The following is a 24,513-nucleotide window of genomic DNA, read 5'->3' as shown; positions in this document are numbered from 1 at the left end:
CCGGTCGTCTGACCCACGACGGGGTCCACGCGGTGGGGCGTGGGCCAGGGGCCGTACGGGAAGCCGATCGCCGTCTCACGCCTCCGGCGCGGGCGTGGACTGGTGGTAGTACATCCGCCATCCGGATTCCTCGTCCAGCTTCCGCCATATCGAGCTCCTCCGGGCTCGTGTGCCGTCGAGCACGGTCTTGAGCGTCAGGTGCACGAGCCCCGGTGCCAGGAGGGTGCCGGTCATCCCGGAGTGCGCGAACCGAGGGCCGTCTTCGGACGCGCCCTGCATGGCAGGCAGGGCCGAGAGCCTCGACTGGCGGTCCCCCTGCGCCCCGAGGTGCCCACTTCGGTGAACTCCGGGTCGAGGAGTCGCTCCGTCAGCGCCCGGGACGACCGCCCGGCCGGACTCGGCAACTGCAACTCCCGCTCGATGGCCTCGGCCAGCCGTCTTCGTCGTTCACGTTCCTCGGAGCATTGTGCCCCGGCCGGAAAACCCGGCGATCGACGGGACGGGGGTCTCGCGGCGCTGCCAGGATGCGGGCATGACGCAGATCATCAAGGGGGGAAACCTTCCGCTCAGCGGCGAGCCGATGCGGGTCGCCGTCGTCCGCCGGTCCGGTGGGGCGGAAGCGCCGAAGGTCGACGCGGCCGCGCTGCTGGTCGACGCGGACGGCAAGGTCAGGGACCGGGGAGACCTGGTCTTCTACAACCAGCCCGAGCACGCCGGGAGCGGCATACGGCTCCTGGGGGAGGCCCAGGGCGAGGGCGGGGTCGTCGCCGACTGGCTGGAGATCGACCCCGGTCGGATCGAGGCCTCCGTGGAGCGGGTCGTGGTCGCGGCGTCCTGCGACGGCGGGACGTTCGGGGAGGTCGAGGACCTGTACGTACGGGCGGTGAGCGCGGCCACCGGTGCGCAGCTGGCGCTGTACGCGGTGGAGGACGCGACGACGGAGACCGCGATCCTGCTGGGCGAGTTCTACCGCAGGAACGGGGGGTGGAAGTTCCGGGCGGTGGGGCAGGGGTACGACTCGGGGCTGCCGGCCCTCGCGACGGACTTCGGCTTCTCGCCGTCGGAGGAGGAGGGAGAGGAGGACGAGCCGGGGTCGGACGGCGGAATGGCGCAGGACGTAACCGCACCCGCACCCGCGGCCTACGCACCCGCACCCGCCCCCGCGGCCTACGTCCCCGCCCCCGTCGCCGTGGAGAAGGCGGGCGCCCCCGTCCCGTACTCCGGTGCGCCGCAGCCCGCCGCCCTGGGGAGGCTCAACGACCTCCCCCGCGAAATGGGGCCGGAGTTCGCGTACTTCGAGTACCAGGGGGAGGGGAAGGAGGACGTCGAGACCGGTCTCACCCTCCCGCGCGGCTTCCTGGCGGTCGACGTGGTGAAGAAGGGCGCCGGTCACCTGGACATCGTCACGCTGACCGTCCGCAAGCGCAGGTGGCGGCAGGTCATGAGGAGCGGCATGGGCGATCTGCGCGGGGTGGGCGTCCTGCACCACGACGGCCAGTCGCCGTTGCGGCTGAGGGTCGACACGCGCGGCCGGTGGATGATCAGGCTGCGCCCGGTGTCGACGCTGCGTTCGTTCGACGGACCGGTGGAGGGGTACGGGCCGGACGTCCTGGCGTACACCGGCGACGAGACCGGCGTCAGGTTCCGGTTCGAGGGCGACGAGGACAAGAAGGGGTACTTCGGCGTCGCGGCCCACCGGAAGGGCGGCCACTGGGAGTACCGGTTCAGCCGGCGCGACCGGGGCCGTGGGAAGGGCGACCTCCCCCGGGGTCCGCGTCTCCTCGTCGTGGAGGCGGACGGGGCCTGGTCCATGGAGCCCCGCCCGGGAGGGAGCGGGGGCTTCTGGTCCCGGTCGGGTCGCTAGGGCCTGTCGTCAGACTCCCGTCGTCGTCCGCGGGGCAGGCGGGAGTTCGACGACAGGGCCCGGGGAGGGGCGGAAGGAGCCTGCGCGTGGCTCGTCGGGCCGATCCGGGCCGTCGCGCGCATCGCTCCAGCGTCCGACCGCACTCGCCGGACGGGGGAGGCGCCGAACCGTGAAATTGGTCTAGTCCAAGTTTGGTCCAGGCCATTGACGTGGCAGGGGCGGCGGGGGTTACTTCGTATCCCAACAGCCGTGCACGACAACGACGTTGGTGCACCCCCCGCACCCCCCACAGTCATTGGATCGCCATGAGACGACGCGTACGTTCGCTCCGCTCGGCCCTCACCGCCGCCGTGACCGCCGTGGCCGCCCTCGGTCTCGGCGCCGTCGCCACCGCCCCCGCCCAGGCCGCCGCGACCCCGCTCCCCGCCCGGGTCTTCGCCCCGTACTTCGAGTCCTGGACCGGGGAGAGCCCGGCCGCCCTCAGCGCGCAGTCGGGTGCCAAGCACCTGACGATGGCGTTCCTCCAGACGGCGACGAAGGGCTCCTGCACCGCGTACTGGAACGGCGACACCGGCCTGCCGATCGCCCCGTCCTCCTTCGGCGCCGGCATCGCGACCATGCGGTCCCGCGGCGGCGACGTCATCCCCTCCTTCGGCGGCTACACGGCCGACACCACCGGCACCGAGATCGCCGACAGCTGCACCGACGTCAACCAGATCGCCGCCGTGTACGAGAAGGTCATCACGACCTACGACGTCACCCGGCTCGACATGGACATCGAGGTCGACTCCCTCGACAACGCCGCCGGCATCGACCGCCGCAACAAGGCGATCAAGCTCGTCCAGGACCGGGCCGCCGCCAACGGCCGCCAGATCCAGATCTCGTACACCCTGCCGACGACCACCCACGGCCTGGCCGCGAGCGGGCTCGCGGTGCTCAAGAACGCCGTGACCAACGGCGCGAAGGTCGACGTCGTCAACATGATGACCTTCGACTACTACGACAACGCCGCCCACGACATGGCCGCGGACACCAAGACCGCCGCCCAGGGCCTCTACGATCAGCTCGCCCAGCTCTACCCCACGAAGACGTCCGCCCAGCTCTGGGGCATGGTCGGCATCACTGAGATGATCGGCGTCGACGACTTCGGCCCCGCCGAGACCTTCACCCTCGCCAACGCCCGCACGGTCTACGACTGGGCGGTCTCCAAGGGCATCAACACCCTCTCGTTCTGGGCGCTCCAGCGCGACAACGGCAGCTGCGCCGGTGGCGCCGCCGCCGACCACTGCTCCGGCATCCAGCAGAACACCTGGGACTTCTCCCACGTCTTCGCCCCCTTCACCAGCGGGACGACCACCCCGGCCGACGACTTCTCGGTGACGACGACCCCGGCCGCCGCCACCGTCACCGCGGGCGCGTCCACCTCCGCCACGGTGAAGACGGCGGTCACCTCCGGTGCGGCGCAGACGGTGAACCTCACGGTCAGCGGCCTGCCCGCCGGCGTCACCGCCACGCTCAGCCCCTCCTCGGTGACGGCCGGAGGCTCCTCGACCCTCACCGTGAACACCACGGCGGCCACGGTCTCCGGCACGTACCAGATCGTCGTCAACGGAGCGAGCGCCTCGGCCGGGCACGCGGCGGTCCTCTCCCTGACCGTCACCGGCGGCGCCACCCAGTGCACGGCGGCCCCGTGGGTCTCCTCCAGCGTCTACACCGGCGGCCAGCAGGTCTCGCACAAGGGCCACACCTGGAAGGCCAAGTGGTGGACGACCGGCGAGGAGCCCGGCACCACCGGCGAGTGGGGCGTCTGGCAGGACCTCGGCGCCTGCTGAACCCTTTACGGGAAACGCGTACGGGAAGGGGCCCGGAGTCGACGACTCCGGGCCCCTTCCGTCTGCCACCGGTCACGGACAGCTGACGCGGACGTCGCCCGAGTCCGTGGTGCAGGTGTCGGTGTTGTAGCCGCCGTTCGCCGTGTCGTTGCCGGAGACGCCGTCGACGGTGTCGAGGCTGTCGCTGCCGTAGTTGCCGAGGAGCGTGTCGCTGCCCGGGCCGCCGATGAGCGTGTCGTTGCCGTAGCTGCCGTCGGCCCGGTCGTTGCCCGGTCCGGCGTGGACGGTGTCGTTGCCGAAGCTCGCGTTGATCGTGTCGTTGCCGCTGAGGGCGCAGATCACGTCGGTGTTGTAGCTGCCGTTGAGGGTGTCGTTCCCGCTGGTCCCGATGATCGTGCAGCCGCGGTTGTTGTTCACCGTGGTGGTGCGGGTGGCGGTGTTGTTGCCCGTCGCGGGGTCGGTCTGGGCGGCGGTGACCGTCGCGGTGTCGGTGAGCGTGCCGGTCCGCGAGGGTTCGGCGACGATCGTCACCGTGGCGGTCGAGCCCGAGGCGCCGGCCGGGTTGAGCGTGCCGACCGCGCAGGTGACCCGGCCGGTGGTGACGGTGCAGGTGCCCCGGTTCGTGGTCGCGGACAGGATGGTGCCCGTCCCCGTCAGGGTGTCGGTGAGCTGGACGCCCGTCGCGGCGGTCGTGGTGCTGTTGTTGGCCACGCCCACGGTGTACGTGGCGGTGTCGCCGATGCTGACCGTCGCGGGCCCGCTCTTCGTCACCGACAGGTCCACGCCCGCCGGCGGCTCGGTGCCGCCGCCGCCCAGGTAGCGGGCCAGGGCGCGGTCCTCGTCGAAGCTGGATGCCGTACCGGCCAGTCCGGCGGTCACGATCTTGCCGTCGGACTGCAACGCCACCTGGGTGGCCCGGTCGTGGGGGCCGCCGAAGTCGGTGGTCACCTTGCCGTCGCCGCTGAAGCCCGTGTCGAGGCCGCCACCGGTGTTGTACCGCGCGAGCGCCATGTCGCCGCCGTAGTCACCGGCGGCGACGATCCGGCCGTCGGGCTGCACCGTCACGTCGTAGGCGCCGCCGTCCTCGGGGCCGAAGAGCGTGGTGAGCCGCCCGTCGCCGTCGAAGCCCGGGTCCGGGGCGCCGGCGGTGGTGAACCGGGTCACCAGGAAGGCGTTGCCTTCCTTGCCGGCGGCGACGATCTTCCCGTCGGACTGCAGCGCCACGCCCTCCGCGGCGCCGGTGCCGCTGACCACCCGGCCGTCGCCGTCGAAGCCCGTGTCCAGGCTGCCGTCGGGGTTGTGGCGGGTCAGGGCGAGACCGTCCGCGTGCCCGGCGGAGACGATCCTGCCGTCGGGCTGCACGGCCAGGTCGCTGAGGATGTGGCAGCACGTGGGACCGAAGTCGGTGATGACGATGCCGTCCCCGCCGAAGCCCGGGTCCAGGGTTCCGGAGGAGTTCCAGCGCACCAGCGTCCACTCCCCGAAGCTCGCCCCGCCGGCGACGATCCTGCCGTCGGGCTGCACCGCCACCGCGTAGGCGATGTCGATCGTGTCGACGTCGATGTCCGTGAGCACCCGGCCGCCGTCGCCGAAGCCGGTGTCCAGGCTTCCGTCGGCGTTGTAGCGGGCCGTCGCCCAGGTGCCGTTGCCGGCGATGTCGGTGGAACCCCCGACCGCCACGATCTTCCCGTCCGCCTGCAGGGCCAGCGCCATGCCCTCGTCGTTGTTGGTGCCGAAGTCGGTGGTGACGACGCCGTCGCCGCCGAACGTCGGGTCCAGGCTTCCGTCGGGGTTGTGGCGCGTCAGCGTGAAGTCGCCGGAGGTCTGGTCGGAGTAGCCGTAGCCGATCGTGACGATCCTGCCGTCGGGCTGTACGGCCATGCCCTGGGCGCCCGCGAAGCCGCCCAGGTCCGTGACGACCTTGCCGTCGCCGTCGAAGGAGGGGTCCAGGTCGCCGGGCGCGGCCGTCGCCCCGGCGGGCAGGCCCAGGACGAGCGCCAGCGCCGCGACGCCGACCGCGCCGGCGCGCCGGGCCCGGCGCCAGGGGGATTGCAGGGGCATGCGGGACCACTCCGTCCGTCGGAAGCTGCGGGGCCACAGCTTTCTGCGACGGCGGCGGACGGGCGGGCCACGGCGGGCCGGACTGCGCCTACTGGACCGCGCCGCTCCACCCCCAGGGGTGATGGCCCAGGAGCCTCCCTGGTCCACCTGCGACATCCGCTGTCTGTTGTCGTCAGCCCACTGTCGTCAGTCCACCTGCGACATCCGGTGCCTGTTGTCGTCGTCCGTGGACTGCTGGTCCTCGGAGATCAGCAGGATCGCGTCCGGCAGGGCGCCCGCCAGGTGGTCGCCGACGGCCGCCGTGGCCGCCGCGAGGCGGTCGAGCACCAGGTCGATGTCCGGGGCGAGCGCTTCGGCGAAGGAGCCGCTGCCCCGGGCGGTCGCGTGCTGGGCGGTGGCGGTGGCCAGTTCGGCGCCGGTCCGGCCGAGGACGTCGTCGGAGACCGAGGCGATCCGGCTCGCGGCGAGCTTGTGCTCGTCGTGGTCCACGCGGATGCCGGTACTGCCCGTGAGGTCACCGCCCGTACCGCCGCTCCCGCCGGCGTGCCGGGCGTCGCCCGCCGCCCCGCCGGCGACGCCTCCGGCCACGCCGCCCGTCGCGCCGGCGACTCCCGCCCCGGCGGCGATCCCGCCGCCGACGCCGCCCGACAGGTCGGACGGGACCTTGTCCAGGGCGACCACGGACGCGTCGGCGAGCAGGGCCTTGAGGCTCCGCCGGATGGCCGACGCGGTGGACAGCACCTGCTGGGCGACCCGCCGGCGGGTCTTGTCGGCGTCGACGGCGGCGTCGACCGCCGACGCGCCGAAGGTGAGGACCCCGCCGACCTGGCCGATGGCGTTGCGGCCGGCCAGTGCGCCCGCCTCGTACGCGATGGTCTGCTTGAGGGTCACGATCGCGGACGGGATCTCGTTCACGGTGAGGGCGAGGGAGTGGGCCGACGTGGCGACGGGCCCCATGTCCCGGGCCATGACCCGGACCCAGTGCTCCCAGAGCGCGTCGAGCGCCTCGCCCTGCCCGGAGGACATCAGCCGCTGCATGTGCCTGTGGGCGGCCCAGCCGTCGTCCAGGGTGAACTGGGCGTACGCGTTGAGCGCGGTCACCAGCGGCGGGTAGGTCTCCTCGTCGACCTCCGGCCAAGGGAGGTCGAAGTGCTGGACGATCGCCTGTTCGAGGTCCGATACGAACGTCGCCATGCCGTGAACTCCCCCTCGTCACACGCGTGTTGGGCACACGCGTCCCCACGTGTGCCGCTCACGGTCCCACTCTCCCCGTACGGCCACAAGGGCGACGCCCGGCGGGTCCCGGCTCCGGCGGTCAGTCGATGTGGACGATCTGGAAGGCCTCGGCCATCCGGCCCGGAGGCAGGCCGCCGGCCGTCGCGTGCTCGCCGAGCCAGTCGCGCAGGAGGCCCGCCAGGTCGTCGAAGTGGGCCGTCTGGGAGGTGTGGATGCGCAGGGCCTCGACCTTGCGGTCGAAGACGGAGGTGACGTCGACGTACTGGTTCGGGGTGGGTCCGGTCATCAGCCACAGCTCGTGGACGGTCCACGGCTCCAGGCCCTCCTCCTTGAGGAGTTCCGGGTGGGCGAAGGGGTTGCGGGCCTCGGGGTAGACGGCGCGCAGACAGGCGTCCCCGACCGCCCGGTGGTCGGGGTGGAGGTCGGCGACGCGGGCCCAGTTGATCTCGGGGGACGGGACGATGGCGCGCTGCGGCCGTACTTCGCGGATGACCCGGCACAGGTCGCGGCGGAGCTCCACGGTGGGCTCCACGAAGCTGTCGGGGTAGCCGAGGAAGCGGACGTCGGCGACGCCGATGAGCTTGGCCGAGTGGACCTGTTCGGCGCGGCGCAGGTCCGCCATGGCCTGGCGGGGGAGCGCTTCGTCGTAACCGCCCGCGCCGCCGTCCGTGACGATGCAGTACGTGACGCGGGTGCCGCGCTCGATCCACTGCATGACGGTGCCGCTGACGCAGAACTCGATGTCGTCCGGGTGCGCGGCGACGACGAGCAGGGACTCGGGGGTGGTCCGGTTGAAGTCCTCCATGGGGCCAGCCTGTTGGGGCCGAGGGGGCGTCGCAAGGCCATGTCGTGGCGTGAACAGGACATGGCACTTACGCGCCATTCAAAAAGTTGGTAGATTCAAATCATTGGGTGAAGCCAGCAAGTCGACGGAATGCGTCGATCGGGTACGTCGATTCGGAGGCGACCGGCATGTGCAGGATTCTCGGCTCCTTCGCCGCCGGGGCGGACCGCCCCGAACCGGCCCAGCTCGCGGCGGTCTCCGCCCGCCAGCGCCACGGCGGCCCCGACGAGCACCAGGTGCTCAGCGGGCCCGGCTGGTCGCTCGGCTGCGACCGGCTCGCCGTGACCGAACCCCGCGGCGGACAGCAGCCCTACCGGCTGCCCCACCTGCCCGGCATCCTCGCCGTGCTCAACGGCGAGATCTACAACCACGCCGAACTCCGCCGCACCCTCGCCGCCCGCGGCCACCGCTTCCCCGACCGCTGCGACGGCACCGTCCTCCCCGCCCTCTACGCCGAGTACGGCCCCGCCTTCGCCGAACACCTCGACGGCATGTTCGCCGTCGCCCTCCTCGACCTGCGGCCCGGCTCCACCCGACTCGTCCTCGCCGTCGACGACATGGGCATGAAACCGCTCCACCTGCACCACGACCCCCACGACGGCTCCACCCGCTTCGCCTCCGAGATCCCCGCCCTCCTCGCCTTCGAAGGCGTACGGATCACCCCCCGCGACGACGCCCTCGACACCGTCCTCGCCACCCGCACCTCCTTCTCCACCCACACCGCGCTCGACGGCATCGACGTCCTGCCGCCCGGCGCCACCGCCCTCGTGCGCCCCGGCGCCGCCCCCGTCGTCCGCCGCCGTGGCCCGCACCGCGCGAGGCCCCTCGGCGACACCCAGGACGTCCTGCGCCACGAGGTGCGCCGGCTCGCCCGGGCCGAAGTGCCCGTCTGCGCCGTCACCAGCGGCGGCCTCGACTCCGGACTCGTCACCGCCCTCGCCGCCGAACACGCCCGCGAGACCGACGCGCCGCCGCTGCACACCTTCCACCTCACCTACCGGGGCCGGTGGCCCGACTCCGAAGCCGCCTACGCCCGCGCCGTCGCCCGCCGCGCCCGGACCGTCCACCACGAGGTCGCCGTCGACCCCGACGAACTCGGCTCCCTCCTCACCCGGACCGTCCGCCACCTCGGCCAGCCCAACGCCGACCCCATCACCCTCTCCACCTACGCCCTCTTCCGCGCCGTCCGCGAGAACGGCTTCACCGTCGCCCTCGCCGGCGACGGCGCCGACGAACTCTTCGGCGGATACGACCGGATGCGCGCCGCGCTCGCGGCGGGCCCCGAATGGGCCGACACCTACACGGACGCGCTCTCGGCCGCGCCTCGCCTCCTGCGGGAACACCTCTACACCTCCCACTACCGCGCCCACATCGCCGACCAGGGCTCCGCCGCCGACCGCATCGCACAGGAACTCCGCTCGGCCGAGGCCGTCGGCGCGGACCGGCTCACCGCGATGACCGCCTTCGAGACCCGGTGGCGGCTCCCCGCGTACCACCTGCGGCGCCTGGACCACCTCTCCATGGCGTGGGCGGTGGAAGCGCGGCTGCCGTTCTGTCAGCCGTCGGTCGTCACGCACGCGCGGTCCCTGCCGACGGCCGCGCGGACGGGCAAACGGGCGCTGTACGAGGCGGGCGCGGAGCTCCTGCCGCCGTCGGTCCTCCGCCGCCCGAAGCAGCCCTTCACGCTCCCCGTGGCGGCCATGCTGGCCCCCGGAGGCCCCCTCCTGGACCTGGTCCGCGAGATGCTCTCCCCGGCGCGGCTGGTCCTCGGCGGGAAGATCCGCGCGGACCGGGCGGCGAAGCTCCTGGCCCGGCACCTGGACCGTCCCACTCCGCAGACGGCCCTGACGCTCTGGTCCCTCGCCGTCCACGAACTCTGGACGGAGGTCGTCCAGGGCATGCGAATCCCGGTGGGCTGTGCGGCCTGACCCTTCGGGACCTTCCTGTCCCGAACCCGCCGCGCCCGGTACCGCCTCGGCTTCCGCGCCCCCGCGCCCGACGCTCGCCGCGCCGGGTGCGGCCCCGGCTTCCGCGCCCCCGTGTGGGCAATCGTCCCGCAGGGCGGGACGGGTGGGCACACGGGACGGCGCCCTCAGTGGCGCCTCCGCGTTCCGCGCCTTGACCCGCACCACGAGTGCGGCGCACAACCCGGTGCGGGTCCAGGCGCGGGAGCCTCTGGCACCGGCAAGGGCGCCGTCCGTTGTGCCCACCCTCCCCCAAGCTCTCGGCTTCGCTCGAGCAGGGGGGACCCCCCTCGCCCCAGCGGAACGACTGCCCACAACGGGGGATGCCCAGGAGGCGCGGGCGCCCACAGCCCGCAGCGCGCGGGGCGCGGCGGCCGTCACGGTCACCGCCACCGTCGTGCGGGCCCACGACGCCCCCGGCCCCACCCTCGTGCTGCGGGTCGATCAACTGCCCCCCGGCGCCCTCGCCCTGCGCGGGGAGCTCGCGCAGTTGCTCCGCGGTCTCGCCGGGACGGCGCACGCCGGCATCAACAAGATCGCCATCTACGGCCGCGGGGACCACGCCCTCCACTACCGATTCGTCCAGGCCCTCCCCGACGGCTCCTTCGACTTCCGGGCCGGGTGCGGCCACTCCCTCCTCGCCTGTGTCGTCGCCGACGGGCGGCAGGAGCCCGTCACCGTCCGGGCGGTCACCACCGGTGACACCGTCCTCTGCGAGCCCCACGGAGACGCGTACACGCTCAGTTTCCTCCGGGCACCCACGGGCCCCGGCACCCTCCCCACCGGCCGGCCCGTCGACGTGCTCGACGGCGTGCCCGTCTCGCTCGTGCGGTACGGCAATCCGTACGTGTTCGTCGACGAGCGGCACCTGCCCGAGCACGCGACGTACGACCGGCTCCTCGCGCTCCGGGCCGAGGCCGCCCGGCTCCTCGGGCATCACCCGGACTCCGCGCTCCCCAAGATCGCCGCCTTCGCCGACGGGCCCGAAGCCCTGGCCGTCCGCGCGCTCACCGTCGGCGGCTGGCACCCCCGGCTCGCCCTCACCGGCGCCGCCGCCCTCGCCGCCGCGGGGGCGATCGACGGGACCGTCGTGCCCGCCGTACAAGGGCCCGTCCGCACCCCCACCGGCACGGTCACCGTCTCCACCGCGCCCGACCGGGTCCGCGTCCACCACAAGCGCGCCGAGGTCCTCGACAGCCTCGAACTGCCCTGGCGTATCCACGCAACGGCGTGAACGCGCACCCCGCTCGCCAGGTCTCCGCCCCCTTTCCTCTGCCACGCTGAAATGGACCGGCCATCGGTATCCGTGGGGACGTGGGGAGAGCAGACGCACATGAAATTCGAGAATCTGCGTGTCGTCGTGACCGGGGCGTCCCGCTATTTCGGTCGCGCGCTCGCCGTCGGATTCGCGCATCTCGGCGCCGAGGTCTACGTGTCGGCGCGGACCGTGGAGGCCGCCGAGCGGACCCGTACCGAGGTCGTGGGCTCGGCCCGTGACCGCATCCACGCCTTCGGCTGCGATCTGAGCAGGCCAGCCGAGATACGGGAGTTCGCGGCCCGGGTCGGCGAACGGACCGACCGGGTCGACCTGTTGGTCAACAACGGCGCCCGCTGGCTCGACGGCATGGACCTGGAGTCGGCGAGCGACGCCGAGATCGTGGAGACGATCGAGTCGACGGCCGGCGGCACGGTCCTCATGGTGAAGCACTTCCTGCCACTGCTCCGCGGCTCGCTGCGGCCCGACATCGTGAACATGGTCGCCGTCCGCGACGCCGAGGGCGCCTCCGCCGCGACGGCCTCCGCCGCCCACGAGGCGTTCTGGGCGGCGAAGAGCGCCCAGGCGGGTTTCGCGGACATCCTGTCGCGCCGGCTGCGGCCCTCCGGGGTCCGCGTCTTCTCCCTCTTCCCGCCCGACTTCTCGACCTCGGACCCGCGCTTCGCGGAATGGGACGGAGCGAACCCGGACGGAATGGCGCCCGACGAGAAACTCACCACGCAGGCCCTCTTCGAGTGCATCGTCTACGCCGTCGAGCAGCCCCGCGACTGCTTCATCCGCTCCTTCCACTTCGAGCCCCGCTGACCGCCCTGCGCCCCACGGCGCCCCGTCAAGGAGGTCCCATGAGCACCCCTGTCTGGATCACCGCGACTCCTCCCGCCACCCACGGCGAGCTCCACATCGGCCACCTCGCCGGGCCGTACGTCGCCGCCGACGTCCTCACCCGCTTCCTGCGCGCGGAGGGCGAGGCGGTCCGGTTCACCACCGGCACCGCCGATCACGCCAGCTCCGTGGAGGTCCGCGCGCTGCGCCACCACCGCAAGCCCGAGGAGGTCGCGGAGGGCTACCGCGCCGCGATCACCGCCGACTGGCTGCGGTCGGGCGTGGAGTTCGACCACATCGTGCGCCCGCGCCGCGACAAGGGGTACGGACGCTGGGTGCAGGACCTCTTCGCGAAGCTGTACGCGCAGGGCGTCATCGCTCCCCGGACCCGTCTCCTTCCGTACTGCGAGCCGTGCGGACGCTGGCTGCACGGGGCGCACGCCACCGGTACGTGCCCGCACTGCGGCGCGGCCAGCGACGGCGGGATGTGCCACGAGTGCGCCCGGCCGAACGACGGCGGCGATCTGATCGCGGCGCGCTGCGCGCTCTGCGACACCCCGGCGGTCGCCCGCCGCTGCCGCCGGCTGTACGTGCCCCTGGAGCCGTTCCGGGACACGCTCGCCGACTACTGGGCGACGGCGGGCCTGCCGCCGCGGCTCGCCGCGCTGTGCGAGTCGCTCGTCGAGGACGGGCTGCCGGACATCGCGGTCGGCCACCCCGGCGAGTGGGGCCTGCCGGTGCCCGTGGAGGGCTTCCCCGAGCACCGTGTCGACGGCTGCTTCGAGGCCGCCGCGATGCACCTCTTCGGCTACGACGTGAAGGGGCCGCTGCCGCGCCGCGCGATCCACTTCTGCGGCTTCGGGCACGCCTTCTGCCACGCCGTGCTGCTGCCGGTGCTGCTCCTCGCGCAGGACGTCAAGCTGCCGCAGGACTTCAACGTCAACGAGTCGTACGTCATCGAGGAGGGTGTCCAGGAGGGCAACGTCTGGGCGCTCGACCTGCTCACCGAGTACGGCTCCGACACCCTGCGCCGGCACGTCCTGCAGGCCCGTCCGCTGGGCCGGCGCACGGTCTTCCGGCGGGAGCGGCTCGCCGCCGCCCGGCGCGAGCTGGACGAGAACTGGAACAGCTGGCTGTCCCGGCTCTTCTCGGCCGTACGGGAGGAGTGCGGCGGCCTCGCCCCGCAGGCGCTGCCCGGCGGCACCGGCTGGGAGATCCTGGAGCGGCGGCTGCACCGGGGCGTGGACGACCTGCGCGAGGCGTACGGCCCCGACGCGTTCGATCCGCGCCGGGCGGTCGCCGTCCTGGACGAGATGGTCCGCTCGGTGGCCGACTTCGGTCACGTCAACGCCCACGAGCGGTGCCGGCCCAGCACCTCCTGCCGTCATCTTCCGGCGCTGGCCGCCCAGTTGGCGGTGGCCTCGGCGCTCGCGGCCTGGTCGCGGCCGGTGATGCCGGAGGGCGCCGACCGGCTCGCGGCGGCGCTGCGGGTGGAGCCGGGGCGGCCGGTCGACTGGCACGCGATGGTGCCGCCGCTGCCGGGGACCCGGCTCGCACCGCCGTCGGGTCCGGTCTTCGGTTTCTGATCGGCGCTTTCCCGCCCCGTACTACTAAGCAACTAAGTACTTCCGTAGGAATGCCCTGCCGCGTGACCGTGCGCGCGACGCGCAGGGACACGCGGCCCCCCACCTCCCTCTCACAGGAGCCCCACGTGTCCCTGCGCGTCGCCATGCTCAGCGTCCACACCTCCCCGCTCCACCAGCCCGGGACGGGGGACGCCGGCGGCATGAACGTCTACATGGTCGAGCTCTCCCGCGCCCTCGCCGAACAGGGCGTGGAGGTCGACCTGTTCACCCGCTGCCGGGGCGAGGGCGCGCCCCCGCTCGTCGAGCTCGCGCCGGGCGTGCGGGTCCGGCACCTGCACGCCGGGCCGCGCCGGGCGCTGCCGAAGGAGGCCATGCCCGGCCTGGTGGTGCCGTTCTCGCTGGCCCTGCTCAAGGAGGAGCGGCGCTACGACCTGGTCCACTCGCACTACTGGCTCTCCGGGCAGGCGGGCCGGATCGCCGCGGTGGGCTGGCGGATACCGCTCGTGCACACCGCCCACACCCTGGCCCGGGTGAAGAACGCCTCGCTCGCCGAGGGCGACGTCCCCGAGCCGGAGCTCCGTGTCCGGGGCGAGCACCAGGTGGTGGGCAGCGCGGACCGGCTGATCGCGAACACGGCCGACGAGGCGGAGGCGCTGCGCTCGCTGTACGGGGCGGAGGGGGCGCGGACCGAGGTCGTACGGCCCGGCGTCGACCTGCGCACCTTCCACCCGGGTGGGGACACCTCCCGGGCCGAAGGCCCTGGGGGCGGGCGGGCGGCGGCCCGGGCCCGACTCGGGCTGCCGGCCGACGCGTTCATTCCGCTCTACGCGGGCCGCATCCAGCCCCTGAAGGGCCCGGACGTGCTCGTCCGGGCGGTGGCGGAGCTGCTGCGGGAGGCGCCGGGGCTGCGCCGCAGGCTCCTGGTGCCGGTGGTGGGCGGGCACTCGGGCGCCTCCGAGCAGGGTTCGGTCCGGCGGCTCGCGGAGGGGCTGGGGGTCACCGACGTGCTGCGGCCCTGCCCGCCCGTGCGGCAGGAGCGGCTCGCCGACTGGTACCGGGCGGCGGACGTGCTGGTGGTCCCGTCGCGCAGCGAGTCGTTCGGTCTGGTGGCGGTGGAGGCGCAGGCGTGCGGGACGCCGGTGCTCGCGGCGGCGGTGGGCGGGCTGCCGACGGCGGTGTGGGACGGGGTGACGGGGCTGCTTGTGCGGGGGCACGACCCGGTGGAGTACGCGCGCCGGCTGCGCATGCTCGCGGAGCACCCGGAGGTGGTGGAGACGATGGGGGCGGCGGCGGTGTGTCACGCGCGCGGGATGAGCTGGCGGGTGTCGGCCGCGCGGACCGTCGAGGTGTACCGGGGGGCGCTCGAGCGGGGGGTGGGGCAGGGGCGGCGGCACGCCCCTGCCCCGGCGGCCCCTCTCTCCTGGAGGAACGAGAAGGCCGTAGCACAAGTCTAGCATCTCTTTTGGTTCGACCAAAGGTATGGCGGGCTCCGGATCCCCCAATTCCGTTGTTCGGACGGCGGATTGACGCATCCACGCCATGGCGGATCCACGCACGGACAATCCCTGGATTCGATTCGGGGGCCGGGACAGAATGGAGATGTCTTCAGGGAAAGCCCGGCGGCACGGGCCCCCGGAAGTCCGAATTCACATTCCACGTCCTGGAGGAATCATGTCCGTCGCGCAGAACACCGGTATCCGCAAGGCCGTCACCCGCCTCCTGGTCGCGATGGCGGCGTGTACCGCGGTCGCGGCCGGCGCCGCCGTCGCGGCCTCCCCCGGCAGCGCCCCGGTCACCCCCCACACCGTCGCCGGTGTCGCCGACGACAACGGCTGGCCGGTCCCGCCGGTGACCCCCGGCCCCACCAACTGAGCCGATCCCCCGGCATATTCACCTGGAAATTCCCCCGCCGTGAGGCCCCGCAATCGCTGCCACGATTGTGGGGCTCCGGCATTTCCCCCGCGCCCTCCGGGGGAATTCAGTCCAGCCAGCCGAGCCGCACCGCCCGCGCACCCGCCTCGAAACGGCTCGTCGCCCCCAGCTCCTGCATCAGTTCCGAGATCATCCGGCTGACCGTCCGCAGCGACACCCCGAGCGTGCGCGCGATCCGCTCGTCCTTCATCCCCGAGGCCAGCATGTGCAGCGCGGCCCGCTGCTGCTCCGAAAGACCGTCACCGCCCGCCTCCGCCGTCGCCTCGTTCCCGTACGGGGTCGCCGTGTGCCAGCAGTGCTCGTACAGGCTCAGGTACGGCCGCACCAGCGCGCTGCCCCGCGCCAGGATCGCGCCCTCGCCCGGCTCCTCGGGCCGGATCGGCACCAGGGCGAACTGCTGGTCGGCGATGATCAGGTTCATCGGCACCACCGGCGCGAGCCGGATCTCCACCCCCAGCTCGGCCCGCTGCCCCAGGAACTTCTCCATCCGCGGGTCCGTCGCCTCCTGCCGGCCGTAGACGGCGCGCACCCGCACCCCGTTGGCGAGCTGCCGCCGGTCCCGGTCGAGCATCAGCTCCGGGTTCTGCCGGCCCGGCGTCCCCGGGTGCATCGAGGCCGAACTCTCCTGCATCACATCGGTGATGTCCTCGATGGCCTGCTGGATCCTGCGGTAGTCCGTCAGCGCCTCGACGTGCGCCTCCGCCCGGGCCAGCGCCTCGGCCCGCAGATAGGAGCCCGCCAGGACCTCCAGCGTGCCGTACGCCTCGTCCGCCTCGGCCAGATGCTCCCGCAGCCGCTCCCGCTCCCGCTCCAGGAGCCGCAGCAGCGCGATCTCCGGATCGATCGCCGCCACCGTGTCCGTCTCGGACCGCCAGCTGCCGTTCTGCACGGCGTCGATGGTGGCGTGCACCTGCCCCGTGGGCACGATGAGGCCCAGGGCGAGGAGTTCGCGGCGACATCGCTCGTACTCCTCCGGCGCCAGCCCGAGTTCCCTGCGGACCTCCTCGAAGTCCGAGACGCCCCGGCGGCGCAGCTCCTGGTACACGGCAAGCAGGACGTCGGTCGTGCCGTCCCCCGTGCCGTCGCCCGCGGTGACCATGGCGAAGTGCCCCCCCTCATCCTCCGAGTCGGCCCCGCCCTCACCCCGTCATGCGGCGCGGCGGGATTCCGTCGTGCGTTTTCCGCGGCCCGCACGGCCCCGGTGGGCCGTGCGCGTCCTCCATGACATCCGAACTCCTCGTACTAGCCCACGGGTTCCGGCCCCTCGCCGTCGAGCAGCCCGAGCCGGGCCGCCTTGACGCCGGCCTCGAAGCGGCTCGCCGCCCCCAGCTCCTGCATGACCTCGGACAGCAGCCGGCTCACCGTCCGCAGCGAGACGCCGAGGCTGCGCGCGATCTGCTCGTCCTTGATGCCCGAGGCGAGCATGTGCAGCGCGGCCCGCTGCTGGTCCGACAGGCCGTCGCCGCCGGACTCCCCGGGCTCCTCGCCGTACCGGGCGGCCGCCTGCCAGCAGTACTCGTACAGCGCGAGGTACGAGCGGACCAGACCCGGGCCGCGGGCGAGGATGACGGGCGAGTCCGGGTCGTGCGGGTCCGTCGGCAGCAGGGCGAAGTTCTCGTCGGCGAGGACCATGTTCATCGGGACGACGGGGGAGAGGCGCAGCTCCACGCCGAGCGCCGCCCGGTCCTCCAGGTGCTGGGTCATCTCGGGCACGGTGCCGACCCGGCGGCTGTACATGGCGCGGACCCGCACCCCGCGGGCGGCCCGGGAGCGGTCCCGCTCCAGCTCGGCGGCCATGTCCTCGCGCCGTACGGACCCGGTGTGCATGACGTGGACGGCGGTGCGCACGGACTCCGTCAGGTCCGACAGCTCGCGCAGCACCCGCTGCGGGTCGGTGACGATCTCGACCTCGACCTCGGAGCGGGGCGCGGCCCCGGCCCGCAGGAACGGTCCGGCGAGGGCTTCGAGGGCGGTGTGCGCGCGGCTGGTCGCGGCGAGGCGGTCCTGGAGCCGGTCGCGCTCCCGGCGCAGCAGCCGCAACAGGGCGACGTCCGGGTCGAGGACGACGGGGCGGGGGCTCGGGTCCGAGGCTTCGGGGGTGGCGGTGAGTCCTAAGGAGGCGAGTTCGTCGCGACATCGCTCCCGCTCGTCGGCGGAGAGCTCGAACCGGTCGGCGACCTCGTCGAAACCTGCCTCGGGGCGGGCACGGAGCTCCTGGTAGACGGCGAGAGCCTGATCGCTCCCCGTCCGGGACACGGCGGCGTTTCTGGACACGGCGCAGCAGACTCCCCTCGGATCCGGTGGACCCTGTCGAATCGCCCCGCTAGACCCTGCCACAAAATCGAACGACACGCACGGTGTCGACCGGCGCCGAGGCGGCGGCCACGCGGAGAGGTGACGGCGGCTCAGGCGCCGGAGCCGGCCGCCCGGCAGTCGGGGCACAGGCCCCTGAAGACGACCTCCGCGTCGTCCACCCGCCACTGCGGCAGGGCGCCGCGGGGCGGCTCCGGCGCGGTCGCGGAGACGTTCTCCACGCGGCCGCACGCGGTGCACAGGGCGTGCTGGTGGGGCGGTCCGGAGATCTCGAACACGGCGGGCAGGCCGGGCCGGTCGAACTTGCCGACCAGACCGGTCTCCTGGAAGTGCCGCAGCATCTCGTACACGGCCTGGCTGGTCAGCGTGCCGAGCCGCTCGCGGGCCGTCGTGGTGATGGCCTCGACGTCCAGATGGCCGCCGGCGGCGAGCACCGTGAGCACCTCCAGGCGCGGGCCCGTGACCCGCAGCCCGACATCGCGCAGACGCTGGATCACCGCCTCGCGGCCCGTCAGCTCTTCCACGCCTGCCATCTTCTCCGCCCGCCACCTGGTCGGCCCAAACTTTTGTGGGCATCGTACCTCTTGCTCGTCAACCTCGGCAGGTGCTCTTCGGCCGACCCTCCGCCCCGTATCGGTCGTCCGTCCCGCACACCTCAGTCGTCCGGCCTGCACACGAGGAGGACGGACTCGGTCCGCTCGTCGATCCGGTGGCGCCGCCTGCCCTCGATGTGCAGCCCCGCCGAGTGCAGCTCGGCCGCGAGCCGCTCGGGGTCGACGATCCACTTGTCCGTGGTCAGCACGACCCGCTCCGAGGAGAGCTTGCCGGTCCTGGCGGCGTAGTACGTGATCCGCTCGCTCATCGACGGCAGGTCGAAGACCTGCCGGGCCACCACCCACTCGTCGATGCCGTCGAAGCGCGGCACCTGGAACGCCCAGGTCCGACGCGGCTCCGCGATCAGCCCCGGCAGCTGGTGCGCCGTGTAGTCGAGGGCGAGCGCCCCGCCCGACTCCAGATGGGCGGCGACCTCGCGCAGCAGCTCCGGCCGGCTGGCCGGCGGGACGGCCGTGACCATGGCACCCGCGAGCAGCGCCAGCCGGTAGCTTCCTTCGAGGCGGAGCTCGGTCAGGTCCGCGCGGTGGGTGACGACGAGCCCGGCCACCTGCGGGCCGATCCGGCGGGCCCAGCCTTCGAGGCGCTCCAGGGCCGAGGCGTCCCGGTCCACGGCTTCCACGGCGAAGCCGTGCCGGGCGAACGGGACGGCGAGCCGCCCGGCGCCGGAGCCGAGGTCGAGGACGGGTCCGCCGGTGGAGCGGGCGAGGCTGAGGTAGCGGACGATGTCCGCGCTGTGCGGGCCGAGCAGGGCGTCGTGCAGCCAGACCGAGCTCTCGTCGGCCGGGGAGACCGACTCGAGCCCGGGGAGGGTGTCGGCGGTGACCCGGATGCCGGCGCCGGGGGCGGGCTCCTGGTCGAGGCCGTATCGGGACGGCAGGACCGGAGCGAGCGCTGCGGGCACGACGGGCAGGGAAGTGCCGCTCGGTGTGTGCATCGCTCCTCCAGGGGCTCGCTCGGTCCATGCCGTCCGGGCGAGGTACCCGTGCCGCCGGGCCCGCGCCGCTGAACCCATCCTGACCGGGGAGCGAACCTCCGATCCACCGGATCGGGCTGCGTGAACACGCGATGGCGTGGATCTGCCACGGTGGGCTTCGGGAGGGCGTCCGGTCAGAGGAGCGGCCGGTCGGACGAGTGGCCTGGAGAGCGGCCGGTCAGAGGAGCGTCCGGTCGGACGAGTGGCCCGGAGAGCGGCCGGTCAGAGGAGCGGCCGGCTCCACCGCCTCGGGGAGAGGGCCGCGAAGCCGAGGTGGGCGTAGAAGGGGAGCGCCGGGTCGGCCTCCGCCGGGAGCTCCACGCGCTGCTCCCGGGCGCCGTAGCCGCGCATCCGGTCGGTCGCGGCGGCGAGCAGGGCCGTACCGACGCCGGCGCGGCGCGCGCCGGCCTCCACCGCCAGCGCGTACACCTCGCCCTCGCCCGGGACCGGGACGCCGCCGGCGGCGACACCGACGACCGTGCCCTCCGGGCCCGTGGCGACCAGCCAGCCGAGCCAGCCGGGGGCGCCTCCCGGAATTTCAATTTCCGCGCGTATGCGGGGGAGTGCGCATTGCGCGGAGATCAGCCGTCGCATCGGGATTTCGTCCAGTATTCCGGCGTAGCTGCTCCGGATGGTGTCGGCAAGCAGTCTGGATATCGTGGTCGCGTCGCCGGCCGCTGCCGTACGAACGCCGGCGAGCTGCATTGGTTTTGCACCCTTCGACGTGCCGAGTCCGAGCCCCAACGTACCCACGATAGCGGTGCATTCCGTGATCCGTGACCGATGCGAAATCTACGAATTCGCTTAGTAAATAACGGTGTTCGCGTATTACCGGGGGAACGAGCAGCATGCGATGACCAGGGGGGTCATCGCGAGTCCCGCTGCCGCGATCGTCAGGAGCCCGTACAGCACGGGGTGTCCCGCGCTGTACGGGGTGAGGATGCGCCGCATCCGCAGCGCCGCCGAGGGGCCGCCCGCCGCGAACGCGGACCGCGGCGCCCGGCCCGAGGCCAGCGCGTACAGCGCCGTCGCCAGCGCGTCCCGCGTACATCGGCGTAACGCCCGGTCATCCGCGGCCATTTCGAGCAGCAGGGGTACGGCGGGCCCGCCGTGGCGCGCGAGCGGGAGGCGCGGGAAGACGGCCGCGAAGGCCTCCGCCGCCGCGACGAGGAGGTGGTGCCGGCCCGCGATGTGCGCCCGCTCGTGCGCGAGGGCCGCCGCGAGCTGGGCGGGCGTCAGGGCGTGCACCGCGCCGGAGGAGACGACGACCCGGCGCGAGCGGCCCGGCAGGCAGTAGACGGCGGGTCGGTCGTCGTCGAGGACGGTGGCCCGCAGCGCGGGGTCGTACCGGCCGACGAGCCGCAGCACCCCCGCGTGCCGCGTCCGCATCCGCCGGGCCCTGGCCAGGCGGCGCACGAACGCGACGGTGGGCACCGACAGGACGAGGAGCGAGAGGCACAGGGCGAGCCGCTCGCGCCCGTCGAGGTGCAGGAGCCGGTCGAGGGTGGGGAGCCGGAGCCCGAACATCATGTCCGCCAGGCGGTGGCTGTCGGCGCTCGACAGGACCATCTGGGCGGGGAGCAGCGCGGACGCGGCCGCGAAGCCGGCGCCGCACGCGGCCCAGACGCCGAGGGCGAGCCGGGGCACCTGCTGGGCCCAGCGGGCCCGGGCCACCAGCCAGGGCACGACGAAGCCGGTGAGGAGGACGAGCCCGAGCGGGACGAGGACGTGGTGGGTCACGCGTGACCTCCGGTGGGGGCGGGGTGGTTCACGCGTGACCCCCGGTGGGGGCGGGGCGGTTCACGCGAGGCCTCCGACGGGGCCGTCAGGGGCGTCCGGGCCCTCGCCCCGGGCGGCGCGGAGGGCCTGCGGGTCCTGGTCGCCCCGGGCGGCGCGGAGGGCCGCGTCCAGGGCGGCCATGTCCTCGTCCGAGATGACCTCGACGAAGCGGAGGAGGGCGGCGGGACGGTCCTGGCTGTCGCCGAGGGCGTCCCGCATCAGGCCCGCCGTGTACTCCTCGCGGCCGCGGACCGGCTCGTACAGCCAGGCCCGTCCGGACTTCTCGCGCCGGAGCCAGCCCTTGCGGTGCAGGATGTCCGCCACCGTCATCACCGTCGTGTAGGCGACCCGGCGTCCCCGATTGATGTCGTCGACGATCTCGCGGACCGTGGCGGGCCGTTGCCATGCCCACAGTCGGTCCATGATCTCGGCCTCCAGCTCTCCCAGCCGGCGCACATGCATCCCCTCCCCCGTAGGGCCTGCCATCGTACGGGCCGCTTCCCCGCGTCAAGTATACCCCCCAGGGGTACGATGGCGGGATGTCGACCCTCATGAAGAACCGCCCTTGCGCGAAGGTCTGCGACTCCGGTCTCCCCGGTTCGGTGGAGCTGGTGCTCCTCCGTCAGCTGCTCGGCCTCTGTCTCCGGCTGAGCCTCACGCTGTCCGCCGACTGCCCTTCACGCAAGGGCGGTTGATGCTTCCCGGGCGGGGCCCGGGGATTCCGTCACGTCCGGATCAGCCGGGCGATGGCCTTGGACGCCTCGCCCACCTTCACCTTCGCCTGGTCCCCGCCCTGGGCGATGGCCTCCGTGACGCAGCAGCTCAGGTGCTCGTCCAGGAGGGCCACCGCGCAGGACTGGAGGGCCGCGTTGATGGCGGAGACCTGGGTGAGGACGTCGATGCAGTAGACGTCCTCGTCCACCATCCGCTGCACCCCCCTGACCTGGCCCTCGATGCGCCTCAGCCGTCTGATGATGTCTTCCTTGTGCTGTCCGTAACCGGCCACGACGGGCTCCTCGGGGATCAGGGGTTCACAGGACGGGATGGTCAGCGGTCGGCGGCCTGGAAGCCCCGCAGGCGGAGGCTGTTGCCGACCACGAAGACCGAGGAGAAGGCCATGGCCGCGCCCGCGATCATCGGGTTGAGCAGTCCGGCCGCGGCGAGCGGCAGGGCGGCCACGTTGTAGGCGAAGGCCCAGAAGAGGTTGGAGCGGATGGTGCCGAGCGTCTTGCGGGAGAGCCGGATCGCGTCGGCCGCGGCCCGCAGGTCTCCCCGTACGAGGGTCAGGTCGCCGGCCTCGATGGCGGCGTCCGTGCCGGTGCCCATCGCGAGCCCCAGGTCGGCCTGGGCGAGCGCGGCGGCGTCGTTCACGCCGTCGCCGACCATGGCGACCGAACGGCCCTCGCCCTGGAGGCGCTTGACCACGTCGACCTTGTCCTGCGGCATGACCTCGGCGATGACCTCGTCGATGCCGACCTCGGCGGCGACGGCCTCGGCGACCGCCTTGTTGTCACCGGTGAGCAGGATCGGCGTCAGACCGAGCGCGCGGAGCCGCTTGACGGCCTCGGCGCTGGTCTCCTTCACGGCGTCGGCGACCTCCAGGACCGCGCGGGCCTCCCCGTCCCAGGCGACCGCGATGGCCGTCTTGCCGGCCGTCTCGGCGGCGTCCTTCGCGGCCTTGAGCGACGGGGTGAGCTCCATCGCCCACTCCTGGAGCAGCTTCTCGCGGCCGACGAGGACGGCGTGGCCGTCGACGACGCCCTGGACGCCGAGACCGGGGATGTTGGCGAAGTCCTCGGGGGTGGGCAGGGTGCCGACCTTGGCGGCGGCGCCGGTGGCGACGGCCTGGGCGATGGGGTGCTCGGAGGAGTGCTCCAGGGCGCCGGCCAGGCGCAGGACGTCGGTCTCGTCCGTACCGGCGGCGGTGTGGACCTTGACGAGGGTCATGCGGCCGGTGGTGACGGTGCCGGTCTTGTCGAGGACGATCGTGTCGACCTTGCGGGTGGTCTCCAGGACCTCGGGGCCCTTGATGAGGATGCCGAGCTGGGCGCCGCGCCCGGTGCCGACCATGAGGGCGGTCGGGGTGGCCAGGCCCAGGGCGCAGGGGCAGGCGATGATCAGGACGGCGACGGCGGCGGTGAACGCGGCGGTCAGCCCCTGCCCCGTACCCAGCCAGAAGCCGAGGGTGCCGAGCGCGAGGGCGATGACGACCGGCACGAAGACGGCCGAGATCTTGTCGGCGAGGCGCTGGGCGGCGGCCTTGCCGTTCTGCGCGTCCTCGACGAGCTTCGCCATCCGGGCGAGCTGGGTGTCGGAGCCGACGCGGGTGGCCTCGACGACCAGGCGGCCGCCGGCGTTCAGGGTGGCGCCGGTGACGGAGTCGCCGACGGAGACCTCGACGGGTACGGACTCACCGGTGAGCATCGAGGCGTCGACGGCGGAGGAGCCCTCGACGACGGTGCCGTCGGTGGCGATCTTCTCGCCCGGGCGGACCAGGAAGCGGTCCCCGACCTGGAGTTCGGCGGTGGGCACGGTGACCTCGCGGCCGTTCCTGAGGACGGTCACCTCCTTCGCGCCCAGCTGCATCAGCGCCTTGAGCGCGGCGCCCGCCTTGCGCTTCGAGCGGGCCTCGAAGTACCGGCCGGCCAGGATGAAGGCGGTGACGCCGGCCGCGGCCTCCAGGTAGATGTTCCCGGCGCCGTCGGTGCGGGCGATCGTGAACTCGAAGGGGTGCGTCATGCCCGGCGTGCCGGCGGTGCCGAAGAACAGCGCCCACAGCGACCACAGGAATGCGGCGATCGTGCCGACCGAGATCAGGGTGTCCATGGTGGCCGCGCCGTGCTTGGCGTTGGTCCAGGCGGCCTTGTGGAAGGGCCAGGCGGCGTAGACGACGACCGGGGCGGCGAGCGTGAGGCTCAGCCACTGCCAGTACTCGATCTGCAGGGCCGGGACCATCGCCATCGCGATGACGGGCACGGCGAGCGCGACGGCGGTGATCAGCCGCTGCTTGAGGGGCCGCAGCTCCTCGTCGGCCTTCTCCTCGTCGGTGGGGCCGCTGCTGCTCTCGTCGGCCTTCGGCGGCTCGGGCTCCTTGGCGGTGTAACCGGTGGCCTCGACGGTGGCGATCAGGTCGGCGACGTCGATGTCGGCGTCGAAGGTGACCTTCGCCTTCTCGGTGGCGTAGTTGACGGTGGCCTCGACCCCGTCCATGCGGTTGAGCTTCTTCTCGATGCGGGCCGCGCACGAGGCGCAGGTCATGCCGCCGATGGCGAGCTCGACCTGGGCGGTGCCCGGAGTGGTCGTGGTCATTTCCTGCTCCTCGGGTGTGGCGGGGTTCGGGGGCCGGGGTCCGGGCGTGGTGGGCGGACCCCGGCGGCCGGGGTGGTGCGGGCGGTGCTCCGCCTGCCGGGCGGACC

The 24,513-nt window shown here is 73.3% G+C and carries 21 protein-coding genes and 1 pseudogene; 9 read left to right on the top strand and 13 right to left on the bottom strand.

The window, feature by feature from the left end:
* Positions 1 to 75: 75 nt before the first annotated feature.
* Positions 76 to 434 (bottom strand): annotated as a pseudogene (locus BLW86_RS16585) (DUF4440 domain-containing protein).
* Between the two features lie 98 nt (positions 435 to 532).
* Here BLW86_RS16585 and BLW86_RS16580 point away from each other — a divergent pair.
* Together BLW86_RS16580 and BLW86_RS16575 are read left to right on the top strand one after the other, a co-directional pair.
* On the top strand, positions 533 to 1,864 hold the full coding sequence (locus BLW86_RS16580) for a TerD family protein (RefSeq protein WP_093874758.1): 1,332 nt from the start codon (positions 533 to 535) through the stop codon (positions 1,862 to 1,864).
* 305 nt (positions 1,865 to 2,169) lie between these two features.
* Positions 2,170 to 3,696 carry a chitinase gene (locus BLW86_RS16575; protein ID WP_093874757.1) on the top strand — a complete coding sequence of 509 codons (1,527 nt, stop codon included), beginning with the start codon at positions 2,170 to 2,172 and terminating at the stop codon, positions 3,694 to 3,696.
* A 72-nt stretch (positions 3,697 to 3,768) separates the two neighbouring features.
* On the opposite strand, the gene BLW86_RS16570 is transcribed toward BLW86_RS16575, so the two are convergent.
* The 3 genes from BLW86_RS16570 to BLW86_RS16560 form a co-directional block, all read right to left on the bottom strand.
* Entirely contained in the window at positions 3,769 to 5,757 is a 1,989-nt protein-coding gene (locus BLW86_RS16570; RefSeq protein WP_093874756.1) for a DUF11 domain-containing protein, read from the bottom strand.
* Positions 5,758 to 5,943: 186 nt separating this feature from the next.
* Positions 5,944 to 6,951 (bottom strand): hypothetical protein, encoded by a 1,008-nt coding sequence (locus BLW86_RS42015; protein ID WP_177181673.1) that lies wholly within the window; start codon positions 6,949 to 6,951, stop codon positions 5,944 to 5,946.
* 121 nt (positions 6,952 to 7,072) lie between these two features.
* Entirely contained in the window at positions 7,073 to 7,798 is a 726-nt protein-coding gene (locus BLW86_RS16560) for a PIG-L deacetylase family protein (protein WP_093874755.1), read from the bottom strand.
* Between the two features lie 167 nt (positions 7,799 to 7,965).
* Here BLW86_RS16560 and asnB point away from each other — a divergent pair, with 167 nt between their 5' ends.
* The 6 genes from asnB (at position 7,966) to BLW86_RS16530 (ending at position 15,357) form a co-directional block, all read left to right on the top strand.
* Positions 7,966 to 9,765, top strand: a complete 1,800-nt coding sequence (gene asnB / locus BLW86_RS16555; protein WP_093874754.1) for an asparagine synthase (glutamine-hydrolyzing) — start codon at positions 7,966 to 7,968, stop codon at positions 9,763 to 9,765.
* A 433-nt stretch (positions 9,766 to 10,198) separates the two neighbouring features.
* The gene (locus tag BLW86_RS16550) at positions 10,199 to 11,035 is read left to right on the top strand and encodes a 2-methylaconitate cis-trans isomerase PrpF family protein (RefSeq protein WP_093874753.1); all 837 of its coding nucleotides are present in this window, start codon (positions 10,199 to 10,201) and stop codon (positions 11,033 to 11,035) included.
* A gap of 99 nt (positions 11,036 to 11,134) precedes the next feature.
* The gene (locus BLW86_RS16545) at positions 11,135 to 11,881 is read left to right on the top strand and encodes an SDR family oxidoreductase (protein ID WP_093874752.1); all 747 of its coding nucleotides are present in this window, start codon (positions 11,135 to 11,137) and stop codon (positions 11,879 to 11,881) included.
* Between the two features lie 38 nt (positions 11,882 to 11,919).
* Complete coding sequence (locus BLW86_RS16540; protein ID WP_093874751.1) at positions 11,920 to 13,485, top strand: class I tRNA ligase family protein; 1,566 nt, start codon at positions 11,920 to 11,922, stop codon at positions 13,483 to 13,485.
* A gap of 50 nt (positions 13,486 to 13,535) precedes the next feature.
* The gene (mshA, locus tag BLW86_RS16535) at positions 13,536 to 14,939 is read left to right on the top strand and encodes a D-inositol-3-phosphate glycosyltransferase (protein WP_093874750.1); all 1,404 of its coding nucleotides are present in this window, start codon (positions 13,536 to 13,538) and stop codon (positions 14,937 to 14,939) included.
* Positions 14,940 to 15,156: 217 nt separating this feature from the next.
* Positions 15,157 to 15,357 carry a hypothetical protein gene (locus BLW86_RS16530; protein ID WP_093874749.1) on the top strand — a complete coding sequence of 67 codons (201 nt, stop codon included), beginning with the start codon at positions 15,157 to 15,159 and terminating at the stop codon, positions 15,355 to 15,357.
* A gap of 106 nt (positions 15,358 to 15,463) precedes the next feature.
* Here BLW86_RS16530 and BLW86_RS16525 read toward each other — a convergent pair whose 3' ends face one another.
* From BLW86_RS16525 to BLW86_RS16495, 7 genes are all read right to left on the bottom strand, one after another.
* The gene (locus tag BLW86_RS16525; protein ID WP_093874748.1) at positions 15,464 to 16,516 is read right to left on the bottom strand and encodes a helix-turn-helix transcriptional regulator; all 1,053 of its coding nucleotides are present in this window, start codon (positions 16,514 to 16,516) and stop codon (positions 15,464 to 15,466) included.
* A 143-nt stretch (positions 16,517 to 16,659) separates the two neighbouring features.
* Complete coding sequence (locus BLW86_RS16520) at positions 16,660 to 17,691, bottom strand: helix-turn-helix domain-containing protein (protein ID WP_093874747.1); 1,032 nt, start codon at positions 17,689 to 17,691, stop codon at positions 16,660 to 16,662.
* 131 nt (positions 17,692 to 17,822) lie between these two features.
* Positions 17,823 to 18,263, bottom strand: coding sequence for a Fur family transcriptional regulator (locus BLW86_RS16515; protein ID WP_256341336.1), 441 nt, complete (start codon positions 18,261 to 18,263; stop codon positions 17,823 to 17,825).
* 122 nt (positions 18,264 to 18,385) lie between these two features.
* Positions 18,386 to 19,279: an SAM-dependent methyltransferase gene (locus tag BLW86_RS16510; RefSeq protein WP_177181671.1), complete on the bottom strand. Its 894-nt coding sequence runs from the start codon at positions 19,277 to 19,279 to the stop codon at positions 18,386 to 18,388.
* A gap of 261 nt (positions 19,280 to 19,540) precedes the next feature.
* Positions 19,541 to 20,023 carry a GNAT family N-acetyltransferase gene (locus BLW86_RS16505; RefSeq protein WP_093874745.1) on the bottom strand — a complete coding sequence of 161 codons (483 nt, stop codon included), beginning with the start codon at positions 20,021 to 20,023 and terminating at the stop codon, positions 19,541 to 19,543.
* Positions 20,024 to 20,146: 123 nt separating this feature from the next.
* Positions 20,147 to 21,058: a M56 family metallopeptidase gene (locus tag BLW86_RS16500; RefSeq protein WP_093874744.1), complete on the bottom strand. Its 912-nt coding sequence runs from the start codon at positions 21,056 to 21,058 to the stop codon at positions 20,147 to 20,149.
* Between the two features lie 60 nt (positions 21,059 to 21,118).
* Positions 21,119 to 21,553, bottom strand: coding sequence for a BlaI/MecI/CopY family transcriptional regulator (locus tag BLW86_RS16495; protein ID WP_256341335.1), 435 nt, complete (start codon positions 21,551 to 21,553; stop codon positions 21,119 to 21,121).
* A gap of 83 nt (positions 21,554 to 21,636) precedes the next feature.
* On the opposite strand from BLW86_RS16495, the gene BLW86_RS42010 reads away from it, so the two are divergent.
* Positions 21,637 to 21,792: a hypothetical protein gene (locus tag BLW86_RS42010; protein WP_158718993.1), complete on the top strand. Its 156-nt coding sequence runs from the start codon at positions 21,637 to 21,639 to the stop codon at positions 21,790 to 21,792.
* Positions 21,793 to 21,821: 29 nt separating this feature from the next.
* On the opposite strand, the gene BLW86_RS16490 is transcribed toward BLW86_RS42010, so the two are convergent.
* Together BLW86_RS16490 and BLW86_RS16485 are read right to left on the bottom strand one after the other, a co-directional pair.
* A complete protein-coding gene (locus BLW86_RS16490; protein WP_015035316.1) occupies positions 21,822 to 22,103 on the bottom strand; it encodes a metal-sensitive transcriptional regulator in 282 nt (93 codons plus the stop codon).
* 41 nt (positions 22,104 to 22,144) lie between these two features.
* A complete protein-coding gene (locus BLW86_RS16485; RefSeq protein ID WP_093874743.1) occupies positions 22,145 to 24,406 on the bottom strand; it encodes a heavy metal translocating P-type ATPase in 2,262 nt (753 codons plus the stop codon).
* Between the last annotated feature and the right edge of the window lie 107 nt (positions 24,407 to 24,513).

Origin of the sequence: Streptomyces sp. TLI_105 (assembly GCF_900105415.1) — a bacterium.
Taxonomy (GTDB): Bacteria; Actinomycetota; Actinomycetes; order Streptomycetales; family Streptomycetaceae; genus Streptomyces.
The sequence above is the reverse complement of the archived record's forward strand: the minus strand, read 5'-3'. Positions and strand labels throughout refer to the sequence as shown.